Origin of the sequence: Neobacillus sp. D3-1R (assembly GCF_052180215.1) — a bacterium.
In the GTDB taxonomy this organism is placed as follows: domain Bacteria; phylum Bacillota; class Bacilli; order Bacillales; family Cytobacillaceae; genus Pseudoneobacillus.
Window position 1 is genome coordinate 1,359,261 of sequence record NZ_CP197471.1, and the last position, 21,011, is coordinate 1,380,271.

The window sequence follows — 21,011 nt, forward strand, 5'->3', positions numbered from 1 at the left end:
GCAAACACACTTAGTTATTTTATTCTGTTAATATTGATATGTATTGAATGGAAAAACTTGAAAGATTTTTTCAGGATAGAAACATGTTAATAGAGAAACCTACTAGTAGTGTTTGGTTTGAAAGGAGAGAGAGTATGTCACAACTTCAAGGAATTTTAACTCGTTTAAAAAACCTACAAGAGCAATCAAATGGAGGAGAATCTTCCCAAAGATATTTTGAAGTAAACGGGGAAAGAAAATGCCAAGTTACATTTCACCCAAAAACGGAAACCTTTGAGCTAGAAGTATATAATGAGAAGGAAAAACCGAAGCGTTACCAATTTGATAATATTGATATGATTACCATTGAAATATTTGATTTGATTCAATAACTAAGAGACCACTTTTTGGTCTCTTTTTTTTGAATTCAAATACTCTTTTTTAAGTAAAATAAAGCTGAGGTGGTTAAAAAATGATACCTACTATTAAATGTCCTAACTGTTTAAAAGAAGAAGAGATAGGCAGAAGGGTTCTAACAGCTCAATCCAATCAAAATGTCATTTTTCAATGTCCCCATTGCCTGTTTGAAAAAAGAAATATTGAAACCAGTAAAGGCTAGTTATATGCCTGAAAAGCAAAACGTTTAAGAAGATTTTTCACTTTTAGACAAAAATGTATGTTAAAATGAAGGCGATTCATATTCAAATTTTGAGGGGTTTTTTGAATGATCAGCCTACAAAGTAATGAATTCTTAGAGATAAACATTCAAGAATTAATGATACCATCTGAAAGAGTTGCTCACGTTCAAATCGGAAATACACTCGAGCATGCCTTACTGGTATTAACTAAAAGTGGATATACAGCAATTCCTGTATTAGATATGCAATATAAGCTAAAAGGCTTAATTAGTACACCTGTGGTGTTAGAATCCATTTTAGGATTAGAAAGAATCGAATTCGAGAAATTAGAAAAAAACCGTGTGGAAAATGTCATGAATCCTTCCATTCCCAGAATCACTATAAATAGTCCTGTATTATCTACTTTGGAGCTATTAGTCGATCATCCTTTCCTATGTATTGAAAACGATCAAGGGTATTTCGAGGGAATCTTAACTAGAAGAGCTGTATTAAAATTATTATATAAACATACAAGAAGATCTAATAAAAAGAGTAAATAAATCTAACTCCACCTAAACGGGTGGAGTTTTATATATTTAGTTAGAATCTACTAGCTGTTTATAATGAAAAAAAATAATCAACAAGATATACTATAAGAAAAACTTATGATGAGGTATAAAAATGTCATCAATTTCAGAGTTTCAACTTTTGGCTGTACTCGCGCAGGAAATGAATATGAGAAAAGCAGCAGAGAGACTTTTTGTATCGCAACCGGCCCTTTCCCAGCGGTTACAAGGTATTGAAAAAGAGTGGGGAACAAAACTTTTTGTCCGATCTCAAAAAGGACTAGCTTTAACGCCGGCTGGAGAGCATGTGATTAAGTTTATAAATGAAACTCTTCAAAGAGAAGAAGAAGTACGTGAGGCACTTCATGCCTTGCAAAATGAAGTGCATGGAACTTTAAAAATAGCAGTAGCTTCTATAGTGGGGCAGAATTGGCTTCCCCAGGTTTTAAAAATGTTCATCCAACGATATCCACAAGCAAAAATTTCTCTTATCACCGGATGGAGTTCCGAGATTTTAAAAGCGATGTATGAAGATCAAGTACATATTGGGATTATTAGAGGAACACCCGATTGGAAGGGTGTGAAAATTCATTTATTCAAGGATAGTTTGTATTTGGTTGATACCGAAATTACGAAAACAGAACAAATCTTAGAAACAGATCGGCCATTTATTCAATTTAAGAGTGATTCCAATTATTATCAGGAAATACAAGATTGGTGGCACAGACGATTTCAATCAACCCCGAAGCGGACCGTCGTTGTGGACCAAATTGAAACATGTAAACAGATGACGTTTAATGGAATTGGGTATGCTATTTTACCTGCTATTACCTTAAATGGTGCCGAAAAAAATATTTTTAAAATCCCATTAATTGATGAAAATGGAGAGCCGTTAAGCCGAGATACATGGCTTTTAGGATATGAGTCTGCTTTTGAGTTAAAACAAGTAAAGGCATTTGTTGAACTTATAAAAGAATTTATTGCAAACGAACGAAAAGATGCAAAATGAATTATACTTGTCTTCAATACTGTTGTTTGTTAAAGTATGATTTAGTAAAAGTAAATACCTTAAAAGGGGGATATTAAATTGAAAATGATGGATGCAAATGAAATTATCTCTTTTATTCAAAATAGTAAAAAAGCGACACCGGTAAAAGTATACATAAAAGGTGATTTAGAAAGTATTGATTTTGGTGCAGGGGCGAAAACATTCCTTACTGGAAATACAGGAGTCGTATTTGGCGAATGGTCTGAAATTAGTGCAGCTCTTGAAGCAAATAAGGAAAAAATTGAAGATGTTGTTGTCGAAAATGACCGACGTAATTCGGCTATTCCTTTACTAGATATGAAAAATATTAAAGCCAGAATTGAGCCAGGTGCCATTATTCGTGACCAAGTAGAGATTGGTGATAATGCTGTCATTATGATGGGAGCTTCTATCAATATTGGTGCTGTAATTGGAGAAGGAACAATGATTGATATGAACGTTGTTCTTGGTGGACGTGCTACCGTCGGAAAGAACTGTCATATTGGTGCTGGAACTGTTTTAGCAGGTGTTATCGAGCCGCCTTCAGCAAAACCAGTGGTTGTAGAGGATGATGTTGTAATTGGGGCTAATGCAGTTGTGTTAGAAGGTGTGACTGTCGGTAAAGGTGCAGTAGTTGCTGCTGGAGCAGTTGTAATTGATGATGTTCCTCCAAATACAGTAGTTGCCGGTACGCCAGCACGTGTTATTAAACAAATCGATGAAAAAACAAAATCCAAAACAGAAATTAAACAAGAGTTACGTCAGCTATAAAACAAAGCGTGGAAGTGTATTCCACGCTTTATTTCTAATGAGGCGTCATTATTAAATAGCTTTTCTAATAGGGGGACTCGTCTTTGAGTACGTTTGTAAACATTCGTAGAGAGTTACACAAAATTCCTGAATTAGGATTCCAAGAATTTAAAACACAAGCTTATTTAGTTGAATATCTTTCAAGCCTGCCTGAGAATCGTCTAACCATTAAAAAATGGAAAACCGGGTTATTTGTTAAGGTTCATGGCCTAAATCCACGTAAAACAATTGGATATCGAGCTGATATTGATGGTTTACCCATAACAGAAGAAACAGGCTTACCATTTCAATCTACTCATGAAGGCAGAATGCATGCTTGTGGGCATGATTTTCATATGAGTATTGCATTAGGAGTATTGACATATATCATTAATAATCCGATTCAGGATGATGTTTTGTTTATTTTTCAACCCGCAGAAGAAGGTCCTGGTGGGGCAGAACCGATGCTTCAATCAGATATTATGAAAGATTGGAAACCGGATATGATTATGGCTTTACATATTGCACCAGAGTATCCGGTCGGTACCATCGCTGTAAAAGAAGGATTATTATTTGCAAATACATCTGAACTCTTCATTGACTTAAAAGGTAAAGGCGGTCATGCTGCTTATCCACATCAAACGAATGATATGGTTGTTGCTGCCTGTGCACTTGTTTCTCAACTGCAAACGGTTATTTCGAGAAATGTAGATCCTTTGGATAGTGCTGTTATTACGATTGGAAAAATTACGGGTGGGACCGTCCAAAATATCATAGCAGAACGTGCAAGACTAGAGGGAACTATTCGAACCCTCTCACCTGAATCGATGAATAAAGTGAAACAAAGAGTTAAAGCACTAGTGAATGGTATTGAAGTAGGATTTCAATGTGAAGCCTCCATTGACTTTGGTTGTATGTACCATCAGGTTTACAATCATGAAACGGAAACAAGAGAATTTATGGAGTTTATACAACATAATAAAACAATGAAACTCATTGAATGTAAAGAAGCAATGACAGGTGAAGACTTTGGTTATATGTTAAAGGAGATACCAGGTTTTATGTTTTGGTTAGGGGTAGCTTCTGATTATGGACTTCATCATTCTAAGTTAAACCCTGATGAATCGGTTATTGAGAAAGGGATTTCTTTTATAGGAAATTATTTATCATTCAAAGGTCAAGAAAACTAAATATAGATAAATGCAGAATATTTTATTTTTTCTATTAGAAATGCTAAACTAGATTTGATTTATAGAACAACAAATGAACTTACATAATCCTAATAATATTATTTTTAATGGAGGGGTTAGATATGCCAGAACGTATGGTAGGAAAACAAGCACCACGTTTTGAAATGGATGCAGTATTACCAAACAAGGAGTTTGGAAAGGTTAGCTTGGAAGAAAATATGAAGAATGACAAGTGGACTGTTCTTTTCTTCTATCCAATGGATTTCACTTTCGTTTGCCCTACAGAAATTACAGCTCTTTCTGATCGTTATGATGAGTTTGAAGACTTAGATGCTGAGGTAATTGGAGTATCTACAGATACAATTCATACTCACTTAGCATGGATCAATACAGATCGTAAAAATAATGGACTTGGAGTATTAAATTATCCATTAGCTGCCGATACAAATCACATGATTTCACGTGAATATGGTGTATTAATTGAAGAAGAAGGTATCGCTCTTCGTGGACTATTTATCATTAGCCCTGAAGGTGAATTAATGTATTCTGTGGTGAACCATAATAATATCGGCCGTGATGTAGATGAAACATTACGTGTGCTTCAAGCACTTCAAACAGGTGGTTTATGTCCAGCAAACTGGAAACCTGGACAAGCTACACTATAATTTTACTCATCTATTCAGACCTAACTCTTTAAAGTTAGGTCTTTTTAAAACCAAAGCAGGCAATGAGGAACATCTTTTAATGAGAGGAGTTATAAAACATGAAACTACGTGAACCAATGCCAGAATTAAACGGTGCCACAGAGTGGTTAAATGGGGAAGTAACAAAAGAACAGTTAGTAGGAGAAAAACCTACCTTAATTCACTTCTGGTCAGTTAGCTGTTATCTGTGTAAAGAAGCTATGCCGCAAGTAAATCAATTCCGGGACCAGTTTAAGGACAAGTTAAATGTAGTAGCCGTTCATATGCCAAGATCAGAAGAAGATTTAAATCTTGATGAGATTAAAAAGGTTGCAAATGAACATGGTATTAGTCAGCCTATTTTTGTTGATAATGAACATAAATTAACAGAAGCCTTTGAAAACCAATACGTTCCTGCCTATTATGTATTTGATAAAGACGGTAACCTTCGTCATTTTCAAGCAGGTGGAAGTGGAATGAAAATGTTAGAAAAACGAGTAAATCGCGTTTTAGATGAAATGGAAAAAGCAGAATAATGAACAGCAATCCTTGTGATTGCTGTTTTTTTATGCCTAAGTAAAGAAAAAGTTTATTTACACTTTTAAAAAAATTCAGGCAAAAGACTGGAAAAATACTTCGAAACTCGATATATTTATTATTATGTTCTTACAAAAAAATAGAAAGATTCAAACAAAGGGAGGGTCATCATGAATACGTTTAAAAAGCTAAAGCCTTTTTATTGGCCATATGTAAAGTACTTTTTTTGGTCAATTGCGTTCTTAATGTTAGTAACAGCCATTACAGTGGTATATCCAATGATCTTACAAGTAACAATCGACGATGTCGTATTGGGGAAAAAGTATAATTGGGTACCGTATCTTGCCATAGGTTTTATTATTCTAATGTTTATAAAAGGGATTGCAACTTACATTAATCAATATTATGGTGATATGTTCGGAATTAAAACAGTTTATAAATTAAGAAATTCACTTTATGAAAAGCTTCAATTTTTGCCGTTTCGTTATTATGATAATGCCAAGACTGGAGACCTGATGTCACGTTTAACAGCGGATGTTGAGGGCTTTAGATTTTTTCTATCCTTCGGTATTGCAGAATTAATTAGATTAATCGTTTTAATTGGTATAAGCTTTGCTGTTATGTTTTATTATTCAGTCACATTAACTTTAGTTACGCTTGCCACATTACCTTTTTTGGCGATTGTCGTTTACAAATTTGAAAAGGCTGTCCATCCTGCCTTTAGAGGAATTAGAAAATCATTCGGGAAGCTAAATACGAAGGTTCAAGAAAATATTAGTGGGATAAATACAGTTAAATCTTTGTCCCGCGAAGAATTTGAAATTGGAAAATTCAATGATTCCAATAGTGATTATAAAGAAAAGTATTTATCCACTTCTATAATATGGGCGAAATTTTTCCCATTAATGGAGTTCCTCGGGAATCTTAGTGTTGTCTTTTTGTTATCTTATGGAGGATATTTAGTTATTAACTCTGAATTAAAACCAGGTGAATTGGTTGCTTTTTATAGTTTAGTTTGGTATATCATTTGGCCAATTGTAAACTTAGGCTTTGTGATTAACATGTTTTCACAAGCGAAAGCATCGGGTGAAAGACTATTAGAGGTGTTGGAGGAAGAAAAGGAAATAGCTGATGGGGATCATTCTCTTGGAACTGAAAAACTTCGCGGCGAGGTAGAATTTAAAGATGTTACCTTACGCTATGATGAGGATTCAAAGGATGCGCTCTATAATATTTCCTTTAAAGCCCATCAAGGAAAAGTGATTGGTCTTATTGGCTCCACTGGTTCAGGTAAAACGAGTTTAACCCAATTGTTAACCAGATTCTATGAGCCGGTAAATGGAGAAGTAATTATTGATGGCAAGAATGTAAGTGAATATTCTTTACAGTCGTTAAGAAGCAATATTGGATTTGTTCTACAAGAATCTTTCTTATTTTCATCCACCATTAAAGCTAACATTTCTTATGGTAGACCAGATGCCACAATGGAGGAAATTATTGATGCGGCCAAAAGAGCACAAGCCCATGATTTTATTATGGAACTTCCAGATGGCTATGACACCATATTAGGTGAAAGAGGTATGGGATTATCTGGAGGGCAAAAGCAACGGATTGCTATTGCTCGTGCAATATGTGTAGACCCAAGTATATTAATATTGGATGATGCTACAAGTGCTGTCGATATGGAAACAGAGTTTAAAATACAAAAAGCTCTTATTGAAGTAATGAAAGGCAGAACAACTTTTATTATTGCTCACCGTATTTCATCTTTAAAGCATGCTGATGAAATATTAGTATTAGAAAATGGTCGAATTGTGGAACGTGGTATCCACGAACAATTAGTTAAAAATAATGGCTTATATCAAAGAATATTTGAAATTCAATATAAGGATCAAGCGGTAATTGTATCGTCTCAAACTGGATGAAAAGGGGAGGTGTCATCATGAAAAGAAAGAATATAAATGAAAATGTTTTAAAACGATTCCATTATTCTACTGATCAAGTCATAGATAAACCGTTTAATTGGCATCAGATGCTACGGTTATTTAGTTATATGAAGCCCTATCGTAAGAATTTACTTCCGCTATCCATTGCTATGGTAATTGTAACGACATTAGTTCGCCTAGCTATCCCGATTTTAATTGGTGTATACACGCTAGATAAAGCAATCAAACATAAAGATATGGGTCTACTTACTATATTGGTTGTAACAATTGGAGTGCTATATGCCGCAGCATATATGGCAAATATTTTTCGAATCAAATGGATGAACGAACTTGGCCAAAGTGTCATTTATGACCTAAGAAAGCATTTGTTCACCCATGTTCAAAATCTTTCGCATCGATTTTTTGATCAACGATCTGCAGGTTCCATTCTTGTACGTATTATGAATGATATCAACTCATTACAAGAGTTATTTACAAATGGAGCCATTAATCTATTAATGGACATTGTTCTTCTTGTTGGAATCATAATTATCCTATTTACATTAAGTCCTGCATTAACTTTAGCTGTCCTTGTTATTCTGCCGATTATGTTCTTTATTTCTACAAGCCTGAGAAAGAATATTCGTCGTGCATGGCAGCTAGTACGTTTAAAGCAAGCTAAGTTAAATTCACATTTAAATGAAAGTATTCAGGGGATTCGAGTGACACAATCTTTTACTCAAGAAAAGGAGAATATGGCTTTCTTTGATGGAGTAAACTGGGAAACCTATGAAAGTTGGAGAATTGCTTCCCAAAAAAATGCGATGTTTAGACCTCTTGTTGAATTGACAAATGCGTTGGGAACTGCTGTATTGATTTGGTTTGGGGCTCATTTAATTCAAAATGAAACTATTACGATCGGTGTGTTTGTCTCTTTTGCTTTTTATTTAGGAATGTTTTGGGAGCCTATATCTAGGTTGGGTCAGGTTTATAATCAATTATTAATGGGAATGGCTTCATCCGAGCGGATTTTTGAGTTTCTCGATGAAAAACCATTAGTGGCTGAAAAAACGAATGCAGTTGACTTAAAAGAGCTAGCTGGCCATATTGAATTTGAAAAAGTTGTCTTTTCCTATGATGATAAACGAACAGCACTTAAAGGTATTAACCTAGAAATACAAGCAGGTGAAACGGTAGCTTTGGTCGGTCATACAGGTTCTGGTAAAACAACCATTGCAAACTTAGTTAGTAGGTTTTATGATTCTACGAGTGGAACTGTTAAAATCGATGGGATGGATATAAAGGATATCTCACTAAAAAGTCTTCGCAACCAAATAAGTGTTGTACTACAAGATACTTTTATTTTTTCAGGAACAATCATGGAAAATATCCGTTTCGGACGACCAGATGCAACTGATGAAGAAGTGATGCAGGCAGCGGAAGCAGTAGGTGCTCATTCCTTCATCGAAAAGCTGCCAAATGGATATTTAACTGAGGTAGAAGAGAGAGGAAACATCTTATCGGTTGGAGAAAGACAATTATTATCCTTTGCTAGGTCATTGCTTGCGAATCCAAAAATCTTAATTTTAGATGAGGCGACAGCAAGTATTGATACCGAAACGGAATTGAAAATTCAAACAGCTTTAAAGACATTATTAAACGGGCGTACATCCATTATTATCGCACATAGACTTTCGACGATAAGAGATTCAGATAAAATCTTCGTTCTTGACCATGGACAAATTATCGAGAAAGGCAGTCATGATCAGCTAATGGAACTACAAGGAGAATATTATCACCTTGTTAAGGCACAATACCAAGTTTTTAGTGCTAGTTAATTAGGTGACTCCTATCTAAAAAGCGTATGAAACTTAAATTTCATACGCTTTTTTTTGTTTTAAGATATTAATCTCAAGGAGAAATTGTAACTTTTATCTGCTAAAAGCGTCTGTTCTTAAAACAATTCAGTGGGGTGATACTATGAGGAAATTATGGATTTTCTGTTTATCTATACTTCTCCTTTTCCTATTAGGTGCTTGTAGTGGTCAAAAGGAAGAAGCAAAAATGAGTATGGATCATGCCAAGAGCGGTTCAGAGGAATCCATTTCAATGACAGAAAATGCAGTGGGCGATTTAAAAGCGGAGGAGACTAAAAATCTTACTATTGAGAGTAGTAAGAGGATGGTTATCTATCAAGCTGAGATACGGCTTAAAGTGAAAAATTATGAAGCGACTCATAGCAGTCTGGAAAAGAAAGCGAGTAGTTATGGCGGATATATTGTTCAATCCAATGTTTTTCGTGATGATAATAAACAAATGAGTGGGACGATAACTCTACGTATCCCGCAAGACTACTTTCAAGCGTTTTTAGATGATGCCGAAGGGGTGGCCGAAGAGGTCTTAGAACGCAATGTTAATGGTCAGGACGTGACAGAAGAATATGTAGACCTAGAATCTCGTCTTCGTTCTAAAAGAGTAATAGAAGAGCGTTTATTAGAGTTTATGAAGAAGGCTAATAAGACAGAGGATTTATTAAAAATATCTAGTGATTTAGCCAGAGTGCAAGAAGAAATTGAGCAGGTTTTAGGACGAATGAAATTTTTAGAAAATCAAACCTCATTTTCAACTGTTACCATTCATTTATATGAGGATAATATTATTGTTCCGGATATTGAAAAAGATAAACTGAATACATGGGAAAAAACAAAGAAACAATTTGCATCCAGTACCAATTTTCTCTTAAGTGCATTTTCAGGACTATTTGTTTTAGTAGTTGGAAACTTACCAATACTACTAATAATTTCAGTTTTTTTATTGATATTATACTTTGGTTTTAAAAGGTATAAGTCTAATGAAAAAACAGAACAAAAAAATAATGAAAAAGGATAATTCTTTCTAAACGTTTATTAATTTGTTAAAATATAGTCATGTTTTTTCATTACAACCGTTGGAGGAATAACTAGTGAGAAAAGAATTTGCCGTTATAGGCTTAGGACGATTTGGCGGAAGTATCTGCAGGGAACTCGCTGATCAAGGAATGGAAGTAATGGCAATAGATAATAATGAAGAACGGGTCAATCAATTTGCAATGATTGCCTCGCATGCTGTAGTAGGGGATACTACAGATGAAGCGGTGCTGAAAAGTCTGGGTATTCGTAACTTTGATCATGTAATTGTCGCGATAGGAGACGATATTCAATCAAGTATTTTAACTACCTTAATCTTAAAAGAGCTAGGTGTTAAAAATATTACCGTGAAGGCACAAAATGATTACCATGAAAAAGTGCTGCGTAAAATTGGTGCGGACCATGTTGTTCATCCCGAGAGAGATATGGGAAAACGAATTGCTCATAATATAGTTTCAAATAATGTACTAGATTACTTAGAGCTTTCAGACCAACATAGTATTGTTGAAATTGTTGCCAGCAGTAAATTAGACGGTTATTCCTTAATTGACCTTGATATTCGGGCGAAGTATGGAATTAATATTGTCGCAATAAAAAGAGAAACTGAAATTTTAGTGTCTCCACAGGCTAGTGAAGCGATTCGAAAAGGAGATATACTCATAGTCATTGGAGCAGATGCAGATATCAATCGGTTTGAAAAAAAAGTAATCCAGTAAAATGGAAAAAGGATACACACTCTTTACAAGAGGCGTATCCTTTTTTATATTGTCTCTTTTCATATAAATAGTTTTTTAAGGCTAAAGTTGTCCGTTGATTTCCGCTCCAGGCACTTGCTTTCCGCGGGGATGAATTATGAAAAAGCCCTACTCCCGGCTTTTTCAAAAAACAAATTCATCTTGGGAGGGATGGGAGTCTCCTCGGCGCAAGCGCCTGTGGGGTAGAAATGATCCCTCGCGAGGATCATTTTACCTAGGTCTCCCACTTCCCTCTATTTCCCGCAGGAGTCAAGTGCCCTCCACTACAATCAACTCAGATTATTAAAAGAATAATTCACTTAAAAACAACAAACTTTATAAAAATTCAATTTCTAAATGATTGTTGTTTTTAAATTAATTTTTTTATCAAATAGTTGACTGGAACGGAAGGTGCGAGACTCCTGCGGGAGCAGCGGGACAGGTAAGACCCCACAGGCGCTAGCAGCGCCGAGGAGGCTTACCGCCCGCCCTGCGGAAAGCGAGCAACCTGGAGTGAAAGTCAACACTACTTTATTCAAGACATTAAAAAGTATTATAGACATTTTCACATTCTTTACCAGTTGGCTCGTAAAAACAATGAAGCTTGAAACGGCCAACAAGGGGTTGATTATACCAAGTTGGAGGACAATCTCCCGAAGGTCTAAAATACCAAAGACTATATTTGGATGGCCAAATTCTGGCCCCCTTCACAGCTCTTCGTGCCAATTGTTTTTCATTTTCTCTAGCACGCTGATAAAAATATCCTTTCGTTGTGGCTTCGAAAGCATGGGGTTGATAGACCATTTGGGGAATGGTTTTAAGACCTTTAAAGTCCGAACAATTAGCTCTAATGCGATTGATTCCTACATTTCCGATCATCAACATTCCTTGATTACCTTCCCCTTCTCCCTCTGCTCTAAGTAATCTAGCTAATAAATTGATATCAGATTCACGCGCTCTTACTACTGCCATAGAATCACCCCAGAAAATTATTATTCAATATACTATTTCGATATCCCAATAATGTTGACAATTATATCCCATGATAATAGGTTTTGTAGACAATAACAAAGAGCCCGGAATGGGATTCCAGGCTCTTTTATTCCTACTTATACTTCCATAATGATTGGAAGGATCATAGGACGACGTTTTGTTTTTTCGTATAAAAATGGTGATAATGAGTCTGTAATTTCATTTTTAATTTCAGACCATTGGGTAGTTTTGCGATCAGCAATGACTTTATTCAGATGTTTTGATAATAAATTTTGAGCTTCATTGATTAAATCACCAGATTCTCTCATATAGACAAAACCGCGTGAAATAATATCAGGACCTGATGCAATTTTGGATTCTTTCATATTGATGCTAACGACTACAACAACTAAACCTTCTTCAGAAAGAATTCTTCGGTCACGTAGAACGATATTACCAATATCGCCAATACCACTACCATCAATATAAACATTTCCTGACGGTATTTTTCCAGCAATTTGAGCTGTATCCTCAGAAAGTGCTAATACTTCACCATTATCCATTATGAAGCAATTTTCTTCAGGTACACCACAATCTACAGCTAGTTTAGAATGCATTTTTTGCATGCGATATTCACCGTGTATAGGCATAAAGAATTTTGGCTTTATAAGTCTAAGCATAAGTTTTTGCTCCTCTTGACCTCCATGCCCTGAAGTATGGATGTCACTGAGAGGCCCATGAATGACTTCAGCTCCTGCTTTAAATAATGCATTTATCGTACGACTTACACTTATTGTATTTCCAGGAATAGGTGATGAAGAGAATACAACTGTATCACCAGGTATTATTTGAATTTGTCGATGTGTACCATTGGCAATACGTGAAAGGGCTGCCATTGGCTCCCCTTGGCTTCCTGTACAAAGGATAGTTACCTGATTAGCCGGAAGTCTATTGATTTGACTAGGTTCGATAAATGTATCCTTTGGTGCTACGATATAGCCAAGGTCTTGTCCAATTGATATCGCTGCTTCCATACTTCTGCCGAAAACAGCTATTTTTCTTCCGTTTTGAACAGCAGATTCGGTTACTTGCTGTAAACGATGTATATTGGAGGCAAAAGTAGCAAATATGATTCGGCCATCGACTTTACGGAAAATGTCATTGATACTTTCTCCAACACGACGTTCGGACATTGTAAAATTAGGAATTTCACTATTGGTACTATCTGATAAAAGACATAGCACTCCATCTTTACCAATTTCCGCCATCTTCGTTAAGTTTGCTGGCTCTCCAACTGGAGTAAAATCAAACTTAAAATCCCCTGTATGAACAATTTGACCATTTGGGGTTCTTACCACAATACCGTAAGAATCCGGAATACTGTGTGTGGTTCTGAAAAACGTAACAGAGGTTTTTCTGAATTTGATAATATCTTCTTCTTTAATTTCGATTAATTTAGCATTTCTTAATAAACCGTGTTCTTCTAATTTATTCTTAATAAAGCCTAATGCTAATTTACCGCCATAAATTGGAATATTTATTTCTCTAAGTAAATAAGGAATCCCACCAATATGGTCTTCATGTCCATGTGTAACAAACAAACCTTTAATTTTTTCTTCATTCTTAATAAGATAAGTATAGTCTGGAATAACGTAATCAATTCCTAATAGCTCATCTTCAGGGAATTTAATCCCGGCATCAATAAGAATAATTTCATCTTGAAATTGAACTGCATAGGTATTTTTACCAATTTCACCAAGACCACCTAAAGCAAAAACGGCTGTTTGGTCATTTTTAACAAATTTCATAAATTAATCTATCTCCAATACTTTAAAATCTTCGTTTTGTTTTTCGTAATCTAAAAACGCATCTACAACAGGTTGAACATACTCAATGTTAAAACCTCGATCAGCTAATTTTGTTCTAACTTCTCTTTCATAATTTGCTTCAACATACATCGTCTTTGTGTTCTCTCTTACTGGTACTTCTGTAATAGATTTTTGATAATATACTTTAAAAATCATTTAGCTCGCTCCTAACTCCATTTTAACTTTTTCTATTATATAAAAAATTAGCATTTATTTCATGTATTTTCTATTTTCAGCGCAAATACCTATATTTGGGAAACAAGGTTTAAAATAGAAGCACTGATTAAATTTACAATAAGGAAGGAGCCCTTCGCAAGTATGAAGGGCTCAAATTTAAGCAATTGTTTTTTTTCTAAGTAAATCTTTCCACTGTTTCAAAAGCTTTTCTCTGAGCTTTTTTAACATGGTGGATCATCTCCTTACTTCCTATTTTAAACATTCCTTGTCCAATGTAAAGAAGGGGAGGCTAATAAATAGAAAAAATATACGATTCAACCTTCTCTCTTTACTTTATTATATGATAAACTGACATATTTTTTCATAAAGAAACGTGGAATTAATTGGAATGTACTGAATTTGTCAATATTTAAGTAAATGAAATGGAATTTAATACTTGTCTTTGGTAAAGTAGGAAAGTAATGAAGCCAAAAGGGATAAGTTGAGGGAACAATATACTATTTTAAAAAAAGGAAAATATAAAAGTTAAACAAGTATTTCTGCCTAACATCCAGTAAAAGGAGACCAACTAATGAAAAAGATTGTTTTTTTTGATATAGATGGAACGTTGCTTGATCATGATAAGAATCTTCCTCTAAGCACAAAGAAGGCTTTAGCGCTATTAAAGGAAAATGGGGTTTTTGTTGCTATTGCAACTGGCAGAGCCCCATTTATGTTTGAAAATCTTAGAGAAGAATTAGATATTGATTCATTTGTCAGTTTTAATGGACAATATGTTGTTTTTGAAAATAAGGTCATTTATAAAAACCCTTTAGATAAAAATGAGATTCATCAGCTATCCGAAAATAGTAAGAAAATGGGTCATCCCCTTATATTTATGAATGAACACACGATGAAATCAAGTGTTGATCATCATAAATTTATTGAAGACAGTATGGGTAGTTTAAAGTTTCCTCATCCTGAAAAAGATGAACTTTTCTATCAAAAACATGAAATTTTCCAATCTCTTCTTTTTTGTGAGGAAAGTGAAGAACATTTATATACTTCGGATTATTCCCGTTTTCATTTTATTCGATGGCATCCTTATTCTGTTGATGTTTTACCCGCTGGAGGATCAAAAGCTGAAGGGATTAAAAGAATGGTTGAAACTCTTGGTTTTGACATTAAGGATGTCTATGCATTTGGAGACGGGTTAAATGATATCGAGATGCTTAGAGCAGTTGGAACAGGTGTTGCAATGGGTAACGCAGTGGGTGAAGCTAAATCGCAAGCAAATCTTATTACCCGAGACGTATCAGAAGAAGGAATATGGTATGGTTTAAAAGAACTCCAGCTTATATAAAAAGACAAATAAAGAAGGTTGATCTCTTAGATCAACCTTTTATCTTTCAATCGCAATGGCATTATCAATCTTCTTATACGGATTAGAAGAATCAATATAATCATAAAACATAATTCCGTTTAAATGGTCAATTTCATGCTGGAAGACGATAGCTGGTAATCCTTTTAAACGGATTTTAATTTCTTTACCCTCTAAATCAAAACCTTTTACAGTTACTCTAGCGTAACGTGGGACATATCCAGGTATATTTTCATCTACTGATAAACAGCCCTCACCAGAGGTTAGATAAGCTTTTTCAACTGAATGACTCATAATTTTAGGATTGAATAAAGCATAACTATATAATTGTCCTTGTTCATTTTTTACATGAACTGCAATCATTCTTTTCAATACGTTAATTTGCGGAGCTGCTAGGCCTATACCTGGTCGCAGGCCATATTGAAGGGAAAGTTCTGAATCTTGGCTATTAATGACGTATTCCAAGAGACTTTTTAAAATAGATTTATCTTCTTCGGAAGCGGGTAGAACAACTTCACTTGCTACTTGCCGTAATGATGGATGACCATCACGAATAATATCCTTCATTGTTAACATATAGTACCATCACTCCTGATATCACTATCTTTTTTCATATGTATGTTCATAGTCTATCAGACAATGCATAAAAAGTTAATATTTCTATTCTTTTTCTAAAAAACAAACGGGAAGAGGTTTACTCTTCCCGTGCTTTCTTAAAACTTCCAACAAGAACATCCAACAATGATTAATAGGATGAAAAGAACCACTATTAATGCAAACCCTCTACCAAATCCATATGCTGGATAAGCATATCCACATCCACAACCATATCCGTATCCGTATCCATACATTACGATCAACCCCTCAAACAAACTAATCTGACTAATTCATCAGATGGTTATATAGCCTATGTCAGAAATCTATATTTGTATGGGCGAATACCTAGTCATAAACAATAAGAAAGAGAATATCATTTTAGAGGACAAGCTTATTAATTCCTTTTATTCATCATTTTTACACCATTTGTTGTCAAAATGAACCGCAACTGATATCGTATTAATTGTTAAAGGAGGGGGTTAAAAGATGAATAAAAAGAAACTTGGTTTGGCTATATTGTTCTTTAGTATTTTCTTAATAAGTGGTTGCCTAAATCAAAGAACAGCTCCTGAAAAAATGTACGATGTAATGGAAAAAGTCGTTGTAGCTGAAAATGCTTTCAAAGAACAACAAGATCCCTTAGTACAGGCTGAGAAAAAAGAAAAAGCGCTGTACGATCAGATTATTAGCATCGGAATGAAGGAACACGATAAAATAGAGCAATTATCTAACGAAGCTATCTCATTAGTGGATGAAAGAAAGAAATTAATGAATTTAGAAACGGATAGCATTGAAAAATCAGAACAAGTATTTAAAGAACTAACCCCTTATATAAAAGAATTAAAAGATAACTCACTTAAAACCGATGCTAAAAACTTATACGAATTGATGATGGAAAGATATAAGCTGCATGATCAACTTCAAGTGGCTTATTTTCAAGCCTTACAATATGATATGGAACTTTACCAATTGTTTAAAAATCGTGATGTAAGCATTGACCAGATTGAAGAACAGCTAAATAAAATTAATATGAAGTATGAGGATGTATATAAAATTAATGAACAATTTAATATTCAAACGGAAAAATATAATGAATTGAAATTAGCATTTTATAAAAAAGCTGGGTTCAAAATTGAGGGCGAGTAAAGGTGGAATATAATCCGCCTTTTTTTATTTGTATTGATTAGTGTTTATTGTGGTACAGTTATATTGAAATAAATAATACAGTTAATGATGAAGTGATTTCATTTTAATAAGTTAATTATGTTGTTAAATTATAAAGCATAGTGATTGACGAATATAAAAGCTGTGATGTAAACTGAAAAACGTAGAGAAAAATTGTATTATAATTTTTTAATAAATAACTAATACAGACGGTATATCTGAAAATGCTATGATGATGATTGATTCTTAATCTTCTGTGGAAAACTAGTCAAAAGTACGTTTTTTTCGTCAACTTTCATACAGAACAAAGTTTTCTAATAATACGTGTCTTTGGGTAACCTAAGTAAGTATTGGCTATTGTCATTTTAATTTTTATATGAGAGGAAGAGGTGACTTAGATGGCTTCAAACACAAAAAAAGCAATTTTCGATTCAACAACTCAATTCGAAAATGTTGAGAAGCAATTTCAGACAGTCCAGATATTAAATGAAGAAGGCGAAATTGTTAACGAAGCAGCAATGCCAGAGTTAAGTGATGAGCAATTACAGGAATTAATGCGTCGCATGGTGTATACACGTATATTGGACCAAAGATCCATCTCTCTAAATCGTCAAGGACGCTTAGGATTCTACGCTCCAACAGCAGGACAAGAAGCATCTCAATTAGCTTCACATTTTGCTCTTGAAAAAGAAGATTTTATTCTTCCAGGATATCGTGATGTTCCCCAAATGATTTGGCATGGATTACCTTTATCACAAGCATTTTTGTGGTCAAGAGGACATTTCCAAGGTGGACAAATTCCTGAGGGAGTAAATGCGATTGCTCCACAAATTATTATCGGTGCTCAATATGTTCAAGCTGCAGGAGTAGCACTTGGAATGAAAAAACGTGGCCAAAAGTCTGTTGCTATTACTTACACTGGTGACGGTGGAACATCCCAAGGTGATTTTTATGAAGGGATTAACTTTGCAGGTGCTTATAGTGCTCCAGCAATCTTTATTGTTCAAAATAATCGTTTTGCGATTTCGACTCCAGTTTCTAAACAATCTGCAGCTAAAACACTTGCACAAAAAGCTGTTGCTGCAGGAATCTATGGCATTCAAGTAGACGGAATGGATCCATTGGCTGTTTATGCAGCAGTTCGTGAAGCTCGTGAACGTGCAATAAATGGCGAAGGACCTACTTTAATCGAAACCTTAACTTATCGCTATGGTCCTCATACAATGGCAGGGGACGATCCAACTCGTTATCGTACGGCTGAGTTAGATAATGAATGGGAGAAAAAGGACCCACTTGTTCGTTTCCGTAAATTCCTAGAGAAGAAAGGAATTTGGAACGAAGAGATGGAAAATGAAACAATTGAAAAAGCAAAAGAAGATATTAAAGAAGCAATTGCAGAAGCTGATAAAGCTCCAAAGCAAAAAGTAACAGACCTTATTTCTATTATGCATGAAGAGTTACCGTATAACTTAAAAGAACAATATGAAATATATAAAGAGAAGGAGTCGAAGTAAGCCATGGCGCAAATGACTATGATTCAAGCAATCACGGATGCGTTACGTACAGAACTGCGAAATGATCCGAATGTATTAATTTTCGGTGAAGACGTAGGCGTAAATGGCGGGGTATTCCGTGCAACTGAAGGCCTGCAGCAAGAATTCGGGGAAGAACGTGTATTTGATACACCTCTTGCTGAGTCTGGAATTGGTGGTTTAGCTGTTGGTCTTACTTTGCAAGGCTTCCGTCCTGTTCCTGAAATTCAATTTTTTGGATTTGTATATGAAGTAATGGATTCTATTTCTGGACAGTTAGCACGTATGCGTTATCGTTCAGGTGGACGATTTAACGCACCAGTAACTATTCGCTCACCATTCGGAGGCGGTGTACATACGCCTGAGATGCACGCTGATAGTTTAGAGGGATTAATGGCACAACAACCAGGTTTAAAGGTAGTTATTCCATCCACCCCTTACGATGCAAAAGGATTACTAATCTCTGCAATTCGTGATAATGATCCAGTTATTTTTCTTGAACACATGAAATTATATCGTTCTTTCCGTCAAGAAGTTCCTGAAGGAGAATACACCATTCCATTAGGTGTAGCTGAAGTGAAAAGAGAAGGAACAGATTTAACGATTGTCACTTATGGAGCTATGGTTCATGAATCATTAAAAGCAGCTGAAGAGCTCGCTAAAGATGGTTATTCTGTAGAAGTAATTGATTTACGTACAGTTAGCCCTCTAGATATTGAAACAATTATGGCTTCTGTTGAAAAAACAGGACGTGCGATTGTCGTTCAAGAAGCTCAAAAACAAGCAGGTATTGCTGCAAATGTTGTTGCAGAAATCAATGACCGTGCAATTTTGAGCTTAGAGGCTCCAGTACTACGTGTGACTGCACCAGATACAGTGTTTGCATTCCCACAAGCAGAGACAGTATGGTTACCTAATTACAAAGATGTTATCGAAACAGCGAAAAAGGTTTTAGAATTCTAATATAGGGGAGAGGGCAAATGTCTGCCCTTTTCATGTTTGATATGTTTGAGACAGTGAAATTTAGGAGGGTGAAAATCCGTGTCATTTCAATTTAAATTACCTGATATTGGTGAAGGTATCCATGAAGGGGAAATCGTCAAGTGGTTTGTAAAAAAAGGCGATAAGGTTCAAGAAGACGATGTGCTATGTGAAGTTCAAAACGATAAAGCTGTTGTAGAAATTCCATCTCCTGTTGCTGGTACCGTTGAAGAAATTTTAGTAGAAGAAGGCACTGTAGCAACAGTTGGACAAACTTTAATTACTTTTGATGCGCCTGGATATGAACATTTAAAATTTAAAGGTGATCATGAGGAAGAAGCACCAAAGCAAGAGGAAGCTCCATCGGCACCAGCACCAGCACCAGCACAAACTGCGGCTCCTTCTAACAATGAGAGTACTACAGCTAATGCAATTGCAGAAACACAGCCAGAAATAGACCCTAACCGTCGAATTATTGCAATGCCTTCTGTACGTAAATATGCTCGCGAAAAGAGTGTTGAGATTTCTCGTGTACAGGGTACTGGTAAAAATGGACGTATTTTAAAAGAAGATATTGATTCATTCCTAAGTGGTGGAGCAATTCAAGCAGCACCACAGGATGCTAATGTTGCTCAAGAAGGAACTGCTGCTGTAACGACTGAACAACCAACAGCTGCTGCAGCTCCAATTCCTCAAGGACAATATCCAGAAACACGAGAAAAAATGAGTGGTATTAGAAAAGCAATTGCGAAAGCAATGGTAAATTCTAAGCACACCGCACCACACGTTACCTTAATGGATGAAATAGATGTAACAAAGCTTGTTGCACACCGTAAGAAATTTAAAGAAGTGGCAGCTGCGAAAGGAATCAAACTTACTTTCCTTCCTTACGTAGTTAAAGCATTAACAAGTGCACTTCGTGAATATCCAGTATTAAATACATCATTGGATGATGCAAATAGTGAAATTATTCATAAGCATTATTTCAATATCGGTATTGCTGCTGACACAGAGAAAGGTTTATTAGTCCCTGTTGTAAAAGATGCTGACCGTAAGTCTGTATTCACTATTTCAAATGAAATCAATGAATTAGCTGGCAAAGCTAGAGACGGTAAACTTGCACCAGATGAAATGAAAGGTGCTTCATGTACCATCACTAACATTGGTTCTGCAGGTGGACAATGGTTTACACCAGTTATCAATCACCCAGAGGTTGCAATTTTAGGTATTGGAAGAATCGCAGAAAAACCAGTGGTTAAAGATGGTGAGATTGTTGCAGCTCCTGTATTAGCTTTATCATTTAGCTTCGACCACAGAATGATTGATGGTGCAACAGCTCAAAACGCATTAAATCATATTAAACGTTTATTAAACGATCCAGAACTATTGTTAATGGAGGCGTAATCG

Annotated in this window: 22 protein-coding genes; 17 read left to right on the forward strand and 5 right to left on the reverse strand. The window is 35.3% G+C overall.

The window, feature by feature from the left end:
* Window positions 1-134: 134 nt before the first annotated feature.
* The 12 genes from ACSBPO_RS06905 (at window position 135) to ACSBPO_RS06960 (ending at window position 10,935) form a co-directional block, all read left to right on the forward strand.
* A complete protein-coding gene (locus tag ACSBPO_RS06905; protein WP_442599316.1) occupies window positions 135-371 on the forward strand; it encodes a YkuJ family protein in 237 nt (78 codons plus the stop codon).
* Between the two features lie 80 nt (window positions 372-451).
* Window positions 452-598 (forward strand): hypothetical protein, encoded by a 147-nt coding sequence (locus ACSBPO_RS06910; RefSeq protein WP_442599317.1) that lies wholly within the window; start codon window positions 452-454, stop codon window positions 596-598.
* Between the two features lie 105 nt (window positions 599-703).
* Window positions 704-1,156: a cyclic-di-AMP-binding protein CbpB gene (cbpB, locus tag ACSBPO_RS06915; protein WP_442599318.1), complete on the forward strand. Its 453-nt coding sequence runs from the start codon at window positions 704-706 to the stop codon at window positions 1,154-1,156.
* A 121-nt stretch (window positions 1,157-1,277) separates the two neighbouring features.
* Window positions 1,278-2,171, forward strand: a complete 894-nt coding sequence (locus ACSBPO_RS06920; RefSeq protein ID WP_442599319.1) for a LysR family transcriptional regulator — start codon at window positions 1,278-1,280, stop codon at window positions 2,169-2,171.
* A gap of 78 nt (window positions 2,172-2,249) precedes the next feature.
* Window positions 2,250-2,960 carry a 2,3,4,5-tetrahydropyridine-2,6-dicarboxylate N-acetyltransferase gene (gene dapD / locus ACSBPO_RS06925; protein WP_442599320.1) on the forward strand — a complete coding sequence of 237 codons (711 nt, stop codon included), beginning with the start codon at window positions 2,250-2,252 and terminating at the stop codon, window positions 2,958-2,960.
* Window positions 2,961-3,043: 83 nt separating this feature from the next.
* Entirely contained in the window at window positions 3,044-4,168 is a 1,125-nt protein-coding gene (locus tag ACSBPO_RS06930; RefSeq protein ID WP_442599321.1) for an N-acetyldiaminopimelate deacetylase, read from the forward strand.
* Window positions 4,169-4,290: 122 nt separating this feature from the next.
* Window positions 4,291-4,833 carry a peroxiredoxin gene (locus ACSBPO_RS06935; protein WP_442599322.1) on the forward strand — a complete coding sequence of 181 codons (543 nt, stop codon included), beginning with the start codon at window positions 4,291-4,293 and terminating at the stop codon, window positions 4,831-4,833.
* A 98-nt stretch (window positions 4,834-4,931) separates the two neighbouring features.
* Window positions 4,932-5,387 carry a TlpA family protein disulfide reductase gene (locus tag ACSBPO_RS06940; protein ID WP_442599323.1) on the forward strand — a complete coding sequence of 152 codons (456 nt, stop codon included), beginning with the start codon at window positions 4,932-4,934 and terminating at the stop codon, window positions 5,385-5,387.
* 171 nt (window positions 5,388-5,558) lie between these two features.
* Entirely contained in the window at window positions 5,559-7,313 is a 1,755-nt protein-coding gene (locus ACSBPO_RS06945) for an ABC transporter ATP-binding protein (protein WP_442599324.1), read from the forward strand.
* 17 nt (window positions 7,314-7,330) lie between these two features.
* Window positions 7,331-9,151 carry an ABC transporter ATP-binding protein gene (locus ACSBPO_RS06950; RefSeq protein ID WP_442599325.1) on the forward strand — a complete coding sequence of 607 codons (1,821 nt, stop codon included), beginning with the start codon at window positions 7,331-7,333 and terminating at the stop codon, window positions 9,149-9,151.
* A gap of 142 nt (window positions 9,152-9,293) precedes the next feature.
* Window positions 9,294-10,202, forward strand: a complete 909-nt coding sequence (locus ACSBPO_RS06955) for a DUF4349 domain-containing protein (protein WP_442599326.1) — start codon at window positions 9,294-9,296, stop codon at window positions 10,200-10,202.
* Window positions 10,203-10,275: 73 nt separating this feature from the next.
* Window positions 10,276-10,935: a potassium channel family protein gene (locus tag ACSBPO_RS06960; protein WP_442599327.1), complete on the forward strand. Its 660-nt coding sequence runs from the start codon at window positions 10,276-10,278 to the stop codon at window positions 10,933-10,935.
* Window positions 10,936-11,496: 561 nt separating this feature from the next.
* On the opposite strand, the gene ACSBPO_RS06965 is transcribed toward ACSBPO_RS06960, so the two are convergent.
* From ACSBPO_RS06965 to ACSBPO_RS06975, 3 genes are all read right to left on the reverse strand, one after another.
* Window positions 11,497-11,925: a cell wall hydrolase gene (locus ACSBPO_RS06965; protein WP_442599328.1), complete on the reverse strand. Its 429-nt coding sequence runs from the start codon at window positions 11,923-11,925 to the stop codon at window positions 11,497-11,499.
* Between the two features lie 137 nt (window positions 11,926-12,062).
* Window positions 12,063-13,733 carry a ribonuclease J1 gene (gene rnjA / locus ACSBPO_RS06970; protein WP_442599329.1) on the reverse strand — a complete coding sequence of 557 codons (1,671 nt, stop codon included), beginning with the start codon at window positions 13,731-13,733 and terminating at the stop codon, window positions 12,063-12,065.
* Between the two features lie 3 nt (window positions 13,734-13,736).
* On the reverse strand, window positions 13,737-13,949 hold the full coding sequence (locus ACSBPO_RS06975) for a DNA-dependent RNA polymerase subunit epsilon (RefSeq protein WP_442599330.1): 213 nt from the start codon (window positions 13,947-13,949) through the stop codon (window positions 13,737-13,739).
* Between the two features lie 592 nt (window positions 13,950-14,541).
* Here ACSBPO_RS06975 and ACSBPO_RS06980 point away from each other — a divergent pair.
* Window positions 14,542-15,312, forward strand: a complete 771-nt coding sequence (locus ACSBPO_RS06980; protein WP_442599331.1) for a Cof-type HAD-IIB family hydrolase — start codon at window positions 14,542-14,544, stop codon at window positions 15,310-15,312.
* Between the two features lie 39 nt (window positions 15,313-15,351).
* Here ACSBPO_RS06980 and def read toward each other — a convergent pair whose 3' ends face one another.
* Together def and ACSBPO_RS06990 are read right to left on the reverse strand one after the other, a co-directional pair.
* On the reverse strand, window positions 15,352-15,906 hold the full coding sequence (gene def / locus ACSBPO_RS06985; protein WP_442599332.1) for a peptide deformylase: 555 nt from the start codon (window positions 15,904-15,906) through the stop codon (window positions 15,352-15,354).
* A gap of 137 nt (window positions 15,907-16,043) precedes the next feature.
* Window positions 16,044-16,181 (reverse strand): YjcZ family sporulation protein, encoded by a 138-nt coding sequence (locus ACSBPO_RS06990; RefSeq protein WP_442599333.1) that lies wholly within the window; start codon window positions 16,179-16,181, stop codon window positions 16,044-16,046.
* 232 nt (window positions 16,182-16,413) lie between these two features.
* On the opposite strand from ACSBPO_RS06990, the gene ACSBPO_RS06995 reads away from it, so the two are divergent.
* From ACSBPO_RS06995 to ACSBPO_RS07010, 4 genes are all read left to right on the forward strand, one after another.
* Entirely contained in the window at window positions 16,414-17,073 is a 660-nt protein-coding gene (locus tag ACSBPO_RS06995) for a YkyA family protein (protein ID WP_442599334.1), read from the forward strand.
* A 416-nt stretch (window positions 17,074-17,489) separates the two neighbouring features.
* The gene (gene pdhA, locus ACSBPO_RS07000; protein ID WP_442599335.1) at window positions 17,490-18,605 is read left to right on the forward strand and encodes a pyruvate dehydrogenase (acetyl-transferring) E1 component subunit alpha; all 1,116 of its coding nucleotides are present in this window, start codon (window positions 17,490-17,492) and stop codon (window positions 18,603-18,605) included.
* A gap of 3 nt (window positions 18,606-18,608) precedes the next feature.
* The gene (locus tag ACSBPO_RS07005) at window positions 18,609-19,586 is read left to right on the forward strand and encodes an alpha-ketoacid dehydrogenase subunit beta (protein ID WP_442599336.1); all 978 of its coding nucleotides are present in this window, start codon (window positions 18,609-18,611) and stop codon (window positions 19,584-19,586) included.
* A gap of 78 nt (window positions 19,587-19,664) precedes the next feature.
* Window positions 19,665-21,008 carry a dihydrolipoamide acetyltransferase family protein gene (locus ACSBPO_RS07010; protein ID WP_442599337.1) on the forward strand — a complete coding sequence of 448 codons (1,344 nt, stop codon included), beginning with the start codon at window positions 19,665-19,667 and terminating at the stop codon, window positions 21,006-21,008.
* Window positions 21,009-21,011: the final 3 nt, after the last annotated feature.